We start from the raw sequence: 13,055 nt of genomic DNA on the forward strand, positions 1-13,055 counted from the left end.
GGCGCACCCGACCAGCGCGGCGGCTACCCCGACCAAGGCGGCTACGGCGCACCCGACCAGCGCGGCGGCTACCCCGAGCAGAGCGGCTACGGCGCACCCGACCAGCGCGGCGGCTACCCCGAGCAGAGCGGCGGCTACCCCGAGCAAGGCTACGGCCAGCAGCGCAGCGGATGGGACCAGAGCAGCGGCTACGGCCAGCAGCGCAGCGGATGGGACCAGAGCAGCGGCTACGGCCAGCAGCGCAGCGGATGGGACCAGAGCGGCGGCTACGGCCAGAGCGGCGGCTACGGCCAGCCCGGCGGTGGCCAGGGCTACGACGAGTACGGCCGCGGGCCGGCCCGCCAGGACGGCGGCGGCTACAGCGCACCCGACCAACGCGGCGGCTACCCCGACCAAGGCGGCTACCCAGACCAGGGCGGCGGCTATGACCCGGGCTTCGGCGGCGGTGGATACGGCCGACAGGACTACGGGCAGCAAGCCGACTACGGGCAGCAGGACTACGGCCAGTCGTACGCTGCCCCAGGTGGCGGCTACGTCGAACCCGACTACGGCCAGCCCGCCGAATCCAGCGGCTACGGTCAGGGCGGTTACGGCCAGGGTGGCTACTCGTCCCCAGTTTCGGCGGTCACATTGCAGCTCGACGACGGTAGTGGGCGCACCTACCAGCTACGTGAGGGCCCCAACGTCATCGGCCGTGGCCAGGATGCCCAGTTCCGACTGCCGGACACCGGCGTGTCGCGTCGTCACTTGGAGATTCGGTGGGACGGCCAAGTCGCGCTGCTGTCCGACCTCAACTCCACCAACGGCACAACTGTCAACAACGCGCCTGTACAGGAGTGGCAATTGGCCGACGGCGACGTGATCCGGCTGGGGCACTCGGAGATCGTCGTCCGCATCCATTGAGCCCGTAGGTCGCGCACTCATTCAGCTTCACCCCGCGCCGACCACCGTCCAAGTATCGTGACGTTGCTATATCCGGGCATGTGAGGCACCCGGCACCAGGACGGAGAGGACGCCAGATGCAGGGACTCGTACTGCAACTGACGCGCGCTGGCTTCTTGATGCTGCTGTGGTTGTTCATCTGGTCGGTGCTGCGGATCCTGCGCACCGATATCTACGCGCCGACCGGCGCGGTGATGGTGCGGCGTGGCTTGGCGTTGCGCGGAACGCTGTTGCCCGCGCGGCAACGGGGGAATACGGCACGCTATCTCGTTGTGACCGAAGGGGCGTTGTCCGGTGCGCGAATCACATTGAGCGGGCAGCCGGTGCTGATCGGTCGAGCTGACGACTCTACGTTGGTACTCAACGACGACTACGCGTCGACGCGGCACGCGCGGCTTTCCCAGCGCGGCTCGGAATGGTACGTCGAAGATCTAGGATCGACCAACGGTACATACCTCGACAGGGCGAAAGTGACGACGGCGGTACGGGTTCCTATTGGCACGCCGGTGAGTATCGGCAAAACCGTGATTGAGTTACGCCCGTGACCTTGGTCTTGCGCTATGCAGCGCGCAGCGATGTCGGCTTGGTTCGATCCAACAACGAAGACTCCGTGTACGCCGGTGCGCGTTTGCTGGCGCTTGCCGACGGCATGGGCGGGCATGCCGCCGGTGAAGTCGCGTCGCAGTTGGTGATTGCCGCGCTGGCCCATCTCGACGACGACGAGCCCGGCGGCGACCTGCTCGCCAGCCTCGACTCCGCCGTGCACTCCGGGAACTCGGCTATCGCCGCGCAGGTCGAGATGGAGCCCGATCTCGAGGGCATGGGGACCACGCTGACCGCAATCCTGTTCGCCGGCAACCGGATTGGGGTAGTGCACATCGGCGACTCGCGGGGCTACCTGCTGCGCGACGGCGAGCTGACCCAGATCACCAAGGACGACACCTTCGTTCAGACCTTGGTCGACGAAGGCCGGATCACCAAAGAGGAGGCGCACAGCCACCCGCAGCGGTCGTTGATCATGCGTGCGCTGACCGGCCACGAGGTCGAGCCCACCCTGACCATGCGTGAGGTCCGAGTCGGAGATCGTTATCTGCTGTGTTCCGACGGACTTTCCGACCCGGTGACCGATGAGACGATACTGGACGCCCTGAAGATTCCCGACGTCACCGACAGTGCTGACCGGCTGATCGAGCTGGCGCTGCGCGGCGGTGGCCCGGACAACGTCACCGTGGTGGTCGCCGACGTCGTCGACATCGACTACGGCTCCAACCAGCCGATCATCGCCGGCGCGGTGTCCGGCGACTCCGACGACCGCGATCAGTTGAACCGGCCGAACACCTCGGCCGGCCGAGCTTCGGCCCTTACCCCGCGCAAAGAAGTCGCCCAACGGGTCCCGCCCCCGATAGACAGCGCTTCGCAAGCGCGGCGATCGCGGCGGCGAATTATGATCGGACTGGCGCTGGGGATCCTGCTGTTGCTCGCGGCGCTCGCCATCGGCCGAACAGTGATCCGCAGCTACTACTACGTCACCGCCTACGCCGGGTCGGTGTCGATCATGCAAGGCATTCAGGTGTCCATTCTGGGTGTGCCACTGCATCAACCGTATTCACAAGGCTGCCTCAACAGCCGCAGCCAGTTGTCGGTGATCCGCGTCGGCACGGCTGCCGCCAACCACGACTGCCGGCTGATGAAGCCGTCCGATCTGGCCGAGTCGGCGCGGGCGCAGGTGGCGGCGGGACTTCCGGTTGGTACGCTGCACCAGGCCAATGCGCAGCTGCGCCGGTTGGCAGGCGAATCGCTGCTGCCGCTGTGTCCGATGGCCCGCGCCCAGGCGCCGGCCGCCACCCCGTCGCCCACGCCCTCGACGCCGCCGGTGCACGAACCGGGCGCGCAAACCTCTGTCCCGCAACAAAGTCCGGCAAGCCCCGCGCCGACGACGCCCGCGGTGCCTGCATCGCCCACTGTCACAGCGTTATCGCCGCCGCCACCTCAGCCGGGCACCGACTGCCGGACTCCGGAATGACGACACAGCCGCAGCCGCCCGTCACTGTCACACCCTCGTTGCCAAACCGGCGCAATGCCGAGCTGCTGCTGCTGTGTTTCGCCACGGTGATCACAGCGGCGGCGTTCGCCATCGTGCAAGCCAACCAGGAACGCAAGCTCAGCTGGCAGCTGCTGAACTACGCGGCGGGCTTTCTGGCGGTGTTCGCCGTCCCGCATCTGGCGATCAGACGCTATGCGCCGTACGCGGATCCGTTGCTGTTGCCGGTCGTGGCGCTACTCAACGGATTGGGCCTGGTGATGATTTACCGGCTCGATCTCGACGAGAGGCTGGCCGAGGGGAGTGGCCGCGCGGTCACCAGCCCGCAGATCCTGTGGACGCTGTTCGGTGTCGGCGCCTTCGCCGCGGTGGTGATTTCGCTGAGGGACCACCGCCAACTCGCGCGCTACGGCTACGTGAGCGGGCTGACCGGTCTTATCATCCTGGCTATTCCCGCGCTGCTGCCGAGATCGCTGTCCGAGCAGAACGGCGCGAAGATCTGGATTCGGTTGCCGGGCTTCTCGATTCAGCCCGCCGAGTTTTCCAAGATCCTGTTGTTGATCTTCTTTTCCGCGGTCCTGGTCGCCAAGCGCGGGCTGTTCACCAGCGCTGGCAAGCACGTACTGGGGATGGACCTGCCGCGTCCGCGTGATCTCGCTCCGCTGCTGGGCGCCTGGACAGCGTCGGTCGCTGTCATGGTGTTCGAAAAAGACTTGGGCACTTCGCTTTTGCTGTACGCATCATTTCTGGTCGTGGTCTACCTGGCCGCCCAGCGGTTTAGCTGGGTGGTGCTCGGTCTGCTGTTGTTCTGCCTCGGAAGCGTGCTGGCGTACTTCGCTTTCGGCCACGTCCGGGTGCGCGTGCAGACCTGGCTGGATCCGTTCGCCGACCCCGACGGTGCCGGCTATCAGATTGTGCAGTCGTTGTTCAGCTTCGCCACCGGCGGCGTCTTCGGCACCGGGTTGGGTAACGGCCAACCCGACACGGTGCCGGCTGCGGCAACGGATTTCATCACCGCCGCGTTCGGGGAGGAGCTCGGCCTGGTCGGGCTGGCCGGCCTGCTGATGCTCTACACCATCGTGATCATCCGCGGCATGCGGACCGCGATCGCGGTGCGGGACAGCTTCGGCAAGCTGTTGGCGGCAGGGCTGGCTTCGACGTTGGCCATCCAACTGTTCATCGTCGTCGGCGGCGTCACCAATCTCATTCCGCTGACCGGGCTGACCACACCGTGGCTGTCCTACGGTGGCTCGTCGCTGATGGCCAACTACGTGTTGCTGGCGATTCTGGTGCGCATCTCGCATGCGGCCCGCCGGCCGTTCCGCACCAAACCACGTAATACCGCTCCGATCGCCGGCGCCCCCACCGAGGTGATCGCGAAGGTATGAACACCTCGTTACGCCGGATCTCGATCAGCGTGATGGCGCTGATCGTGCTGTTGCTGTTCAACGCCACGCTCACCCAGGTCTTCACCGCCGACGGGCTGCGGTCCGATCCGCGCAACCAACGAGTCCTGATGGACGAATACTCCCGGCAGCGCGGCCAGATCACGGCGGGCGGCCAATTGCTGGCCTACTCGGTGGCCACCGACAGCCGCTTCCGGTTCCTGCGGGTATATCCGAACGCCGCGGTGTACGCGCCGGTCACCGGCTTCTATTCGCTGCGCTACTCCAGCACCGGCCTCGAGCGCGCCGAGGACCCGTTGCTCAACGGGTCCGACCAGCGGCTGTTCGGCCGCCGGCTGGCCGACTTCTTCACCGGCCGCGATCCCCGCGGCGGAAACGTGGAAACCACCATCAGCCCCCGCATCCAGCAGGCCGGTTGGGACGCGATGCAGCAGGGCTGCAACGGGCCCTGCCGCGGTGCAGTGGTGGCACTGGAGCCGTCGACCGGGAAGATCCTGGCGATGGTGTCCTCGCCGTCGTTCGACGCCAACCTGCTCGCCTCGCATGACCCGGAGCAGCAGGCCAAGACGTGGCAGCAACTGCGCGACGACCCGCAGTCGCCGATGGTCAACCGCGCGATCTCGCAGACCTACCCGCCCGGGTCGACGTTCAAGGTGATCACCACCGCGGCCGCCCTGCAGAACGGCGCGACCGTGGACGACGAGTTGACCGCGGCGGCATCGATTCCGTTGCCCGACAGCACCGCCAGCCTGGAGAACTACGGCGACCAGCCGTGCGTCAACGCCGAAACCGTCACGTTGCGTGAGGCATTCGCCCGGTCCTGCAACACGGCATTCGTCCAGCTTGGCCTGCTCAACGGTACCGACGCGCTGCGCGGCATGGCCCGATCGTTCGGCCTGGACGCCATGCCGGATCCGATACCACTCCAGGTGGCCGAATCAACCGTCGGGCCGATCCTCGACGCCGCGGCGCTGGGGATGTCGAGCATCGGCCAGAAGGACGTGGCGTTGACGCCTCTGGAGAACGCGGCCGTTGCGGCTACCATCGCCAATGCCGGCATCACGATGCAGCCCTACCTGGTCGACAGCCTGCAGGGACCGGACCTGGCCAACATCAGCACGACAGCGCCGCGTCAGCAACGCCGTGCGGTGTCCCCGCAGGTCGCGGCTAAGCTGACTGAGTTGATGGTCGGCGCCGAGAATGCCACCCAGCAGAAAGGGGCGATCCCCGGCGTGCAGATCGCATCCAAGACCGGCACCGCAGAGCACGGCTCCGATCCGCGTCACACACCACCGCACGCGTGGTACATCGCTTTTGCGCCCGCGAACGCCCCGAGGGTGGCCGTTGCGGTGCTCGTGGAGGGAACAGCGGACGGCGGCAGCCCATCGGCGACCGGAGGTGCGCTTGCCGCACCGATCGGGCGCGCCGTCATCGAGGCCGCGCTACAGGGAGGACCATGAGCCCGCGAGTAGGTGTGACGCTGTCGGGCCGCTACCGGCTGCAGCGACTGATCGCCACCGGCGGCATGGGTCAGGTGTGGGAAGCGGTCGACAATCGGCTGGGTCGACGCGTCGCCGTCAAAGTCCTCAAGGCCGAGTTCTCGCAGGATCCTGAGTTCATCGAGCGGTTCCGAAACGAGGCGCGGCTCACCGCGATGCTCAACCACCCCGGCATCGCCAGTGTGCACGACTACGGCGAGACGCAGATGGACGGCGAAGGCCGCACCGCCTATCTGGTGATGGAACTGGTCAACGGCGAGCCGTTGAACTCGGTGCTCAAACGGACCGGCCGGCTGTCGCTGCGGCACACCCTGGACATGCTCGAGCAGACCGGCCGCGCGCTACAGGTCGCGCACGCCGCCGGGCTGGTGCATCGCGACGTCAAACCGGGCAACCTGCTGATCACCCCGACCGGTCAGGTGAAGATCACCGACTTCGGTATCGCCAAGGCCGTCGACGCCGCGCCGGTGACCCAGACCGGCATGGTGATGGGCACCGCCCAGTACATCGCCCCCGAACAGGCGCTGGGGCATGACGCGACCCCGTCGAGCGATGTGTACGCGCTGGGAGTGGTTGGCTACGAAGCGGTTTCGGGTAAGCGGCCGTTCACCGGCGAAGGCGCGCTGACGGTGGCGATGAAGCACATCAAGGAGCCGCCGCCGCCGCTGCCGGCCGACCTGCCGCCCAATGTGCGCGAGCTGATCGAGATCACGCTGGTGAAGAACCCGGGCATGCGCTACCGCAGCGGGGGACCGTTCGCCGACGCGGTCGCCGCCGTGCGGGCCGGCCGCCGCCCGCCGCGGCCCAACCAGGCCGCCGGAAGCGTGCGCGCCGCCCCGTCCGCCATCCCGTCGGGCTCGCAGACCCGGGCCGCAGCCGCCGTCACCACCCGGGCGCCCGCCGCCCGTCGCGCCCGGCCGACCACCGGCGGTCATCGCACCCCGCCGCCGCGGCGCACCTTCTCCTCCGGTCAGCGCGCGCTGCTGTGGGCCGCCGGCGTGCTGGGCGCCCTGGCGATCATCATCGCGATCCTGATCGTGGTGAACTCGCACAACAACAATTCGCAGCCGCAACCATCCGCACCCACCGTGACCGAGACCGGAACACCGCCCAGCAAGTCCGAGTCGGCTCCGGCGCATCCAACTAATTGGACGTATCGGGGGGTTACGGGTAATCCTGGAGGGCAATGCAAGCCCCCCGCCCCCCGGCGGGCGTCGCCGCTGGTCGAGTCGAGCGCGGTGGCGTCCCAACACGAGAAGTTGCAATGACGACCCCGCAGCACCTGTCCGACCGCTACGAACTCGGCGAGATCCTCGGCTTCGGTGGCATGTCCGAGGTTCATCTGGCCCGGGATGTCCGGCTACACCGAGACGTAGCGGTCAAGGTGCTGCGCGCCGACCTGGCCCGCGATCCCAGCTTCTATCTGCGGTTCCGCCGCGAGGCGCAGAATGCCGCGGCGCTCAACCACCCGGCGATCGTCGCGGTGTACGACACCGGTGAGGCCGAAACGGCCGCCGGGCCACTGCCGTACATCGTGATGGAGTACGTCAACGGTGTGACGCTGCGCGACATCGTCCACACCGACGGGCCGATGACGCCCACCCGGGCCATCGAGGTCATCGCCGACGCCTGCCAGGCGCTGAACTTCTCCCACCAGCACGGCATCATCCACCGCGACGTCAAGCCGGCCAACATCATGATCTCCCACACCAATGCGGTCAAGGTGATGGACTTCGGCATCGCCCGCGCGCTCGCCGACGCCGGTAACAGCGTCACCCAGACCTCCGCGGTCATCGGCACCGCACAATATCTTTCACCGGAGCAGGCCCGCGGCGACGCCGTCGACGCCCGGTCCGACGTGTACTCGCTGGGCTGCGTACTCTACGAAATGCTCACCGGCGAACCACCTTTCGTCGGTGACTCGCCGGTCGCGGTGGCCGTCCAGCACGTCCGCGAAGACCCGGTGCCGCCGTCGCGGCGCTACAAGGGCATTTCCGCCGACCTGGACGCCGTGGTGCTCAAGGCGCTGGCCAAAAACCCCGAGAACCGCTACCAGACCGCCGCCGAGATGCGCGCCGATCTGGTTCGGGTACACAACGGCGAGCCGCCCGACGCACCCAAGATCCTCACCGAAGCTGAGCGCGCGTCGCTGATGACCGCGCCGCATTCGTCGGATTCGAATACGGCGCACACCAATCCGCTGCCGCGGCAGCAGCTCGAATTCGCTCGCGGGCGCAAGGTCGGTTCGGTGGGCCGCTGGGTGATCGCCGTCGCCGTACTGGCCGTCCTGACCGTCGTCGTTACCGTTCTGATCAACACCGTCGGCGGCGGCATGCGCAACGTGCAGGTCCCCGACGTCCGCGATCAGGCGTCGGCCGACGCGATTGCCGCGCTGCAGAACCACGGTTTCAAGACCCGGACCCAGCAGAAGCCCGACTCCACCGTCCCGCCTGATCATGTCATCGGCACTGACCCCGGCGCTAACGCTCAAGTTGGTGCCGGCGAACTGATTACGGTCGATGTGTCGACCGGACCCGAGCAGCGCGAGGTGCCCGACGTCTCGTCGCTGAGCTATGCAGCGGCGGTGAAGAAGCTCAAAGCCGCCGGCTTCGGCCGCCTCAAGCAGGTCAACTCGCCGTCGACGCCGGAAACCAAAGACAAAGTCATCGGCACCAACCCGCCGGCCAACCAGACGTCGGCGATCACCAACGAGATCGCGGTCATCGTCGGATCCGGTCCGTCGACCAAGCAGATCCCCGACGTCGCCGGACAGACCGCCGATGAGGCCCAGCAGAACTTGACGGTGTACGGCTTTTCCAAGTTCGCCCAGGCCGCGGTGGACAGCCCGCGACCGGCCGGGACGGTTGTGGGCACGAATCCGCCTGCGGGAGGCACTGTTCCGGTCGACACGGTGATCGAGCTGCAGGTGTCCAAGGGCAACCAGTTCGTGATGCCAGACATCACCGGAATGTACTGGACCGACGCCGAGCCGCGGCTACGCGCGCTGGGCTGGACCGGGGTGCTGGACCGGGGTCCCGACGTGGACGCCGGCGGCTCGCAGCACAATCGGGTGGTGTACCAAAGCCCGAGCGCCGGTCAGGGTGCGACCCGGGACGGCAGCATCACGCTGAAGTTCGGTCAATAGCGAGGCTGTCGACCAGTTCGCTTTCCAGCTTGCGCACCAACCCGTCGTCGCAGGCCTGCCCGCAGTCGGCCAGCCAGTTGGCCAGCATCCGGTGCCCGCCTTCGGTGAGGATCGACTCCGGGTGGAACTGCACACCGTGGATCGGTAACTCCTTGTGCCGGACCCCCATGATGACGCCGCTGCGGGTGCGGGCCGTCACCTCCAGCTCCGCTGGCAACGTCTCGGGCATGATCGTCAGCGAGTGGTACCGGGTTGCGCTGAACGGATCCGGCATCCCTTGCAGCACACCGGTATTCGTGTGATACACGCTGCTGGTCTTGCCATGCAGCAGTTCGGGCGCCCGGTCCACGGTGGCCCCGAACGCCACCCCGATGGCCTGGTGGCCGAGGCACACGCCCAGCAGCGGGGTGCTCGCCGCCGCGCAGGCCCGGACCAGGTCGATCGAGGCGCCGGCGCGCTCGGGGGTGCCCGGGCCGGGGCTCAGCAGAATGCCGTCCACCGCGGCGGCGGTTGCTGCGGGGTCGGACAGCCGTGGGTCGTCGTTACGCCAGACGGTCGCCTCGACGCCCAACTGGCCCAGGTATTGCACCAGGTTGAAGACGAAGCTGTCGTAGTTGTCGACGACCAAGATCTGCATCGTGTCAGGCTACTGAATCGCAGGTGAGCTCAGTAACTGACCGGGCCGGCGGGCTCGGCGAAGTGCATCCGCAGCGGCTCGGTGTGGCCCACCACGTGGGCGTCGGGAACGGGGTGCTCGGTGTAGCCGAGACCGAAGCGCACCACGTATTGCTTGTAGAGGACCACCAGGGGAGCGGCGGCCAGAGCCGCCTGCATGGCCGCGGCATCGCCGATCGCGGTCACCGTGTACGGCGGGCTGTAGGTCCGCCCGTTGAGCAGCAGCGTGTTGCCCACACAGCGGGCCACCGAGGTGGCGATGATCCGCTGGTCCTGCACCTGGATGGCCTCTGCGCCGGCGCTCCACAACGCGTTGAGGACGGCCTGGATGTCCTGCTGGTGCACGACCAGATCGTCGGGGGAAGCATCGCGGGGAAAGCGGCCGTTGGCATCGCGCTGAGCATCGTTGAGCGTGACGGTCAGGCCCGGGCCGTGCACCGGTTCCATCCCGGCCTCGCCGGCCAGCTGCGCCGACCGCCGCAGCATCGCCGCCAGCGCGGCGTCGGCGAATCGGCCGTGGGTGGAATCGATGGTGTTGGCCAGTCGATCCCGTTCGGTGGTCAGCCGGCCGACGGCGGACTGTTCGCTGCGCACGAGGTCGACCAGCCGGGGAGCGTCGCTGCGCCGGATCTCGCCGCCGCGGGACACCCCGTGGGTGGCTCCGACCATCAGGCCGGCCAGTAGACACACCACCGGAACGCCCACCCGCCACGGTGACCGCTGCGCCGCCGGGGCAGTCGGGCGTCGCGTCTTGCGGTCGTGGCGTGCGAGGGCCGGCCACCGGATGCGTGCCATCGGCTCTCCGTCCGCTGCTGGTGAGTGCGTTACGCTCATCGTTGCACCTGCCCTGCCTACCGTAGCTACGAGTTATACCCGAGGTAGAAATGCCCAAGTCCAAAGTCCGAAAGAAAACCGACTTCACCGCGCATCCGGTGAGCCGCACCCCGGTCAAGGTCAAAGCCGGCCCATCCAGCGTGTGGTTCGTGGTGTTGTTCTGCGGCTTGATGCTGATCGGGTTGATCTGGTTGATGGTGTTCCAGTTGGCCGCGACGGGCCCGGACGCGCCCTCGGTGCTGAGCTGGATGGCCAATCTGGGGCCGTGGAACTACGCTGTCGCGTTTGCCTTCATGATCAGCGGCCTGTTGCTCACGATGCGGTGGCGGTAGGCCCGGCACTGATCTTGTTGCGCCGGTTCCAGGCCGGAGCCGTTGCCGACTCAGCAACAAGTGAGAGCCTGGATCACACGCGTGTTATTCATCCCCATTGTGGATAGCGCTTGTGGATAACCTCATCGGCACTGGTAGACACCCCTAGGAAATTCGTGCAGCAAACACAGTGGGCGCCATCCGCGGCGGGAACCGCAGCTTGCGGGCTTGCCGGGATTGTGCTAGCTATCACGTCTGTGACGGTGGTCACAGACGCTCCCGGGCGCCTCCTGTTGGCCATTTCCGGGGCCGGCTTGCTGGTGTTTGCCGGCGGAACGTGGCGTGCGCGGCCAAAGCTGGCAATCACCGACGACGGCCTGCGGGTCGGCGGCTGGATCCGCCCGCAGCTTCTGCGACGGCCCGACATCAAGATCATCCGGATCACCGAGTTCCGCCGGATCGGGCGCAAGACACGGCTGCTGGAGATCGACGCCGACGACGGTCGGCTGTTCGTTTTCTCCCGTTGGGACCTCGGGACCGATCCGCTGGATGTGCTCGACGCGCTGACGGCCGCCGGCTACGCGGGGTCGTGAGCCGCGAACCTGCCGTCAGGGTCGTGAATCAGCGAAGATCGCGACCCTGGCAGCCGTTTCGCGGCGTCGTCAGGAGATGGTGATCGACTCGATGACGACCGGCTCGGTCGGACGGTCGCCGGGGCCGGTGGCCGTGGTGGCGATGGCATCCACGACGCCCTGCGAATCTCCGTCGACGACCTCGCCGAAGATGGTGTGCTTGCGGTTCAGGTGCGGCGTTTGGGTCACCGTGATGAAGAACTGCGAGCCGTTGGTTCCCGGGCCCGCGTTGGCCATCGCCAACAGGTAGGGCTTGTCGAACTGCAACTCGGGGTGGAACTCGTCGGCGAACTTGTAGCCCGCGTCGCCGCGGCCGGTGCCGGTGGGGTCGCCGCCCTGGATCATGAAGCCGCTGATCACTCGGTGGAAGATCACGCCGTCGTAGAACGGGCCCGAGCTTCCGCCGGAGGCGTTCTCCGTCGAGTACTCCTTGGTGCCCTGAGCCAGGCCGACGAAGTTGGCGACGGTCTTGGGGGCGTGGTTTCCGAACAACGCGATCTTGATGTCGCCGCGATTGGTGTGCAGGGTGGCAGTGGCGGTCTGAATCGGGCTGGTAGTCACAGGATCACAGTCTGCCATCACGGTTCGCCCCGCAAGACATCGGCGTGCCGGTAGCCTTTCGAACGTATTCCCAGGGCGGTTAAGCGAAAGGGCGAGAAATGGGCGCTGAGAACCACATCCGGCTGACCCCGCGGGAGCGGCTGAGCCGCGGCCTGACCTACACGGCGGTCGGACCGGTCGATGTGACGCTCGGCGTGGTGGGCTTGACCGCGCATTCGGCCCGGGCCGGCGCCGCCAGCCTGCGCCGCCGTTACCACGAGGGCCGGCTGGCCCACGACATCCAGGCCGCCCAGCAGGCGTTGGTCCAGGAATTGGCGGCCGCCCAGGAAGTGGTCACCGGCCTGCCCCAAGCTCTCGCCCAGGCCCGTCGCCCGCAGCGCCGCAGGCCGCGGCCGTGGGTGCTGGCCGGGGCCGCCGTGGTCGTGCTCGCCGCCGGCGCTGCAGCGTTCTCGATCGTCCGCCGCTCGTCGCAGCCGGAACCGTCGCCGCTGCCGCCCAGCGTCGACGTCGACCACCGCCCCTGACCGACCCGTGGGCTGGCATCGCTACGAGGGCCGGGCGCTCGCGGACGCCGCCCTGACCGGCGAAGCGCGCGACACCGAACTGGAAGCCTTCATCCGGCTGGACCACACGGACTTGTGCGACGTGCGGTTGGAGAGCGCGACCGAAACCGACGACTTCGAGCAATCTCGCCGTTGGTACAGCGTCACCTACCTGGCTGACGACGGCTGTGGAGCCTAGGAGATTCGAACTCCTGACATCTGCCTTGCAAAGGCAGCGCTCTACCAACTGAGCTAAGGCCCCTCGGGCCGGCCATCGATCTGGTCGGCGGCCACGTGCCAGACTTCGGCGCTGCGCCGAGACCGGATCACCACCGCCAGCACCGCGATCGCTGCCAGCGGCAACACCAGTCTTGAGAAACGTCTTGGCGAACACATGGTTGTGGGCCTAGGAGGACTCGAACCTCCGACCTCTTCGTTATCAGCGAAGCGCTCTAACCGCCTGAGCT

The 13,055-nt window shown here is 67.5% G+C and carries 14 protein-coding genes and 1 tRNA gene; 11 read left to right on the forward strand and 4 right to left on the reverse strand.

The genetic code is table 11. The annotated features are described in order from the left end of the window. The 7 genes from ABDV69_RS18130 to pknB all read left to right on the forward strand — a co-directional run. Positions 1-903 (forward strand): FHA domain-containing protein (locus ABDV69_RS18130; RefSeq protein WP_343576868.1); only part of this gene is annotated, 903 nt, incomplete at its 5' end. 116 nt (positions 904-1,019) lie between these two features. Next, positions 1,020-1,487 carry an FHA domain-containing protein gene (locus tag ABDV69_RS18135; protein WP_343576871.1) on the forward strand — a complete coding sequence of 156 codons (468 nt, stop codon included), beginning with the start codon at positions 1,020-1,022 and terminating at the stop codon, positions 1,485-1,487. Next, a complete protein-coding gene (locus ABDV69_RS18140; protein ID WP_343576873.1) occupies positions 1,484-2,965 on the forward strand; it encodes a PP2C family serine/threonine-protein phosphatase in 1,482 nt (493 codons plus the stop codon). Before ABDV69_RS18135 ends, ABDV69_RS18140 begins: the two co-directional genes overlap by 4 nt. Beyond that, entirely contained in the window at positions 2,962-4,371 is a 1,410-nt protein-coding gene (locus ABDV69_RS18145) for an FtsW/RodA/SpoVE family cell cycle protein (RefSeq protein WP_343576874.1), read from the forward strand. Before ABDV69_RS18140 ends, ABDV69_RS18145 begins: the two co-directional genes overlap by 4 nt. Next, positions 4,368-5,849: a D,D-transpeptidase PbpA gene (gene pbpA / locus ABDV69_RS18150; RefSeq protein WP_343576876.1), complete on the forward strand. Its 1,482-nt coding sequence runs from the start codon at positions 4,368-4,370 to the stop codon at positions 5,847-5,849. The genes ABDV69_RS18145 and pbpA overlap by 4 nt, the downstream gene beginning before the upstream one ends. Next, complete coding sequence (locus ABDV69_RS18155) at positions 5,846-7,156, forward strand: serine/threonine-protein kinase (protein ID WP_343576879.1); 1,311 nt, start codon at positions 5,846-5,848, stop codon at positions 7,154-7,156. The genes pbpA and ABDV69_RS18155 overlap by 4 nt, the downstream gene beginning before the upstream one ends. Beyond that, positions 7,153-9,033 carry a Stk1 family PASTA domain-containing Ser/Thr kinase gene (gene pknB, locus ABDV69_RS18160; protein WP_343576882.1) on the forward strand — a complete coding sequence of 627 codons (1,881 nt, stop codon included), beginning with the start codon at positions 7,153-7,155 and terminating at the stop codon, positions 9,031-9,033. Before ABDV69_RS18155 ends, pknB begins: the two co-directional genes overlap by 4 nt. Here the strand turns inward: pknB and ABDV69_RS18165 are convergent. Further along, positions 9,011-9,670: an aminodeoxychorismate/anthranilate synthase component II gene (locus tag ABDV69_RS18165; protein ID WP_343576885.1), complete on the reverse strand. Its 660-nt coding sequence runs from the start codon at positions 9,668-9,670 to the stop codon at positions 9,011-9,013. The two genes, pknB and ABDV69_RS18165, sit on opposite strands and share 23 nt — an antisense overlap. A gap of 29 nt (positions 9,671-9,699) precedes the next feature. Continuing rightward, a complete protein-coding gene (locus ABDV69_RS18170) occupies positions 9,700-10,503 on the reverse strand; it encodes a DUF881 domain-containing protein (RefSeq protein ID WP_343576888.1) in 804 nt (267 codons plus the stop codon). 89 nt (positions 10,504-10,592) lie between these two features. On the opposite strand from ABDV69_RS18170, the gene crgA reads away from it, so the two are divergent. Then, on the forward strand, positions 10,593-10,874 hold the full coding sequence (gene crgA, locus ABDV69_RS18175; protein ID WP_343576891.1) for a cell division protein CrgA: 282 nt from the start codon (positions 10,593-10,595) through the stop codon (positions 10,872-10,874). Between the two features lie 155 nt (positions 10,875-11,029). After that, the gene (locus ABDV69_RS18180) at positions 11,030-11,446 is read left to right on the forward strand and encodes a PH domain-containing protein (protein WP_343576893.1); all 417 of its coding nucleotides are present in this window, start codon (positions 11,030-11,032) and stop codon (positions 11,444-11,446) included. Between the two features lie 69 nt (positions 11,447-11,515). Here the strand turns inward: ABDV69_RS18180 and ABDV69_RS18185 are convergent, their stop codons facing one another. After that, positions 11,516-12,064 carry a peptidylprolyl isomerase gene (locus tag ABDV69_RS18185; RefSeq protein ID WP_343576901.1) on the reverse strand — a complete coding sequence of 183 codons (549 nt, stop codon included), beginning with the start codon at positions 12,062-12,064 and terminating at the stop codon, positions 11,516-11,518. A gap of 80 nt (positions 12,065-12,144) precedes the next feature. Between ABDV69_RS18185 and cwsA the strand changes: the two genes are divergently transcribed. Both cwsA and ABDV69_RS18195 read left to right on the forward strand, forming a co-directional pair. Continuing rightward, entirely contained in the window at positions 12,145-12,570 is a 426-nt protein-coding gene (cwsA, locus tag ABDV69_RS18190) for a cell wall synthesis protein CwsA (protein WP_343576896.1), read from the forward strand. Positions 12,571-12,577: 7 nt separating this feature from the next. Then, entirely contained in the window at positions 12,578-12,787 is a 210-nt protein-coding gene (locus ABDV69_RS18195; RefSeq protein ID WP_343576899.1) for a hypothetical protein, read from the forward strand. On the opposite strand, the gene ABDV69_RS18200 is transcribed toward ABDV69_RS18195, so the two are convergent. Beyond that, positions 12,778-12,850: transfer RNA gene (locus ABDV69_RS18200), tRNA-Ala, on the reverse strand. The two genes, ABDV69_RS18195 and ABDV69_RS18200, sit on opposite strands and share 10 nt — an antisense overlap. Positions 12,851-13,055 lie beyond the last annotated feature (205 nt).

Origin of the sequence: Mycobacterium sp. (assembly GCF_039583785.1) — a bacterium.
In the GTDB taxonomy this organism is placed as follows: Bacteria; Actinomycetota; Actinomycetes; order Mycobacteriales; family Mycobacteriaceae; genus Mycobacterium.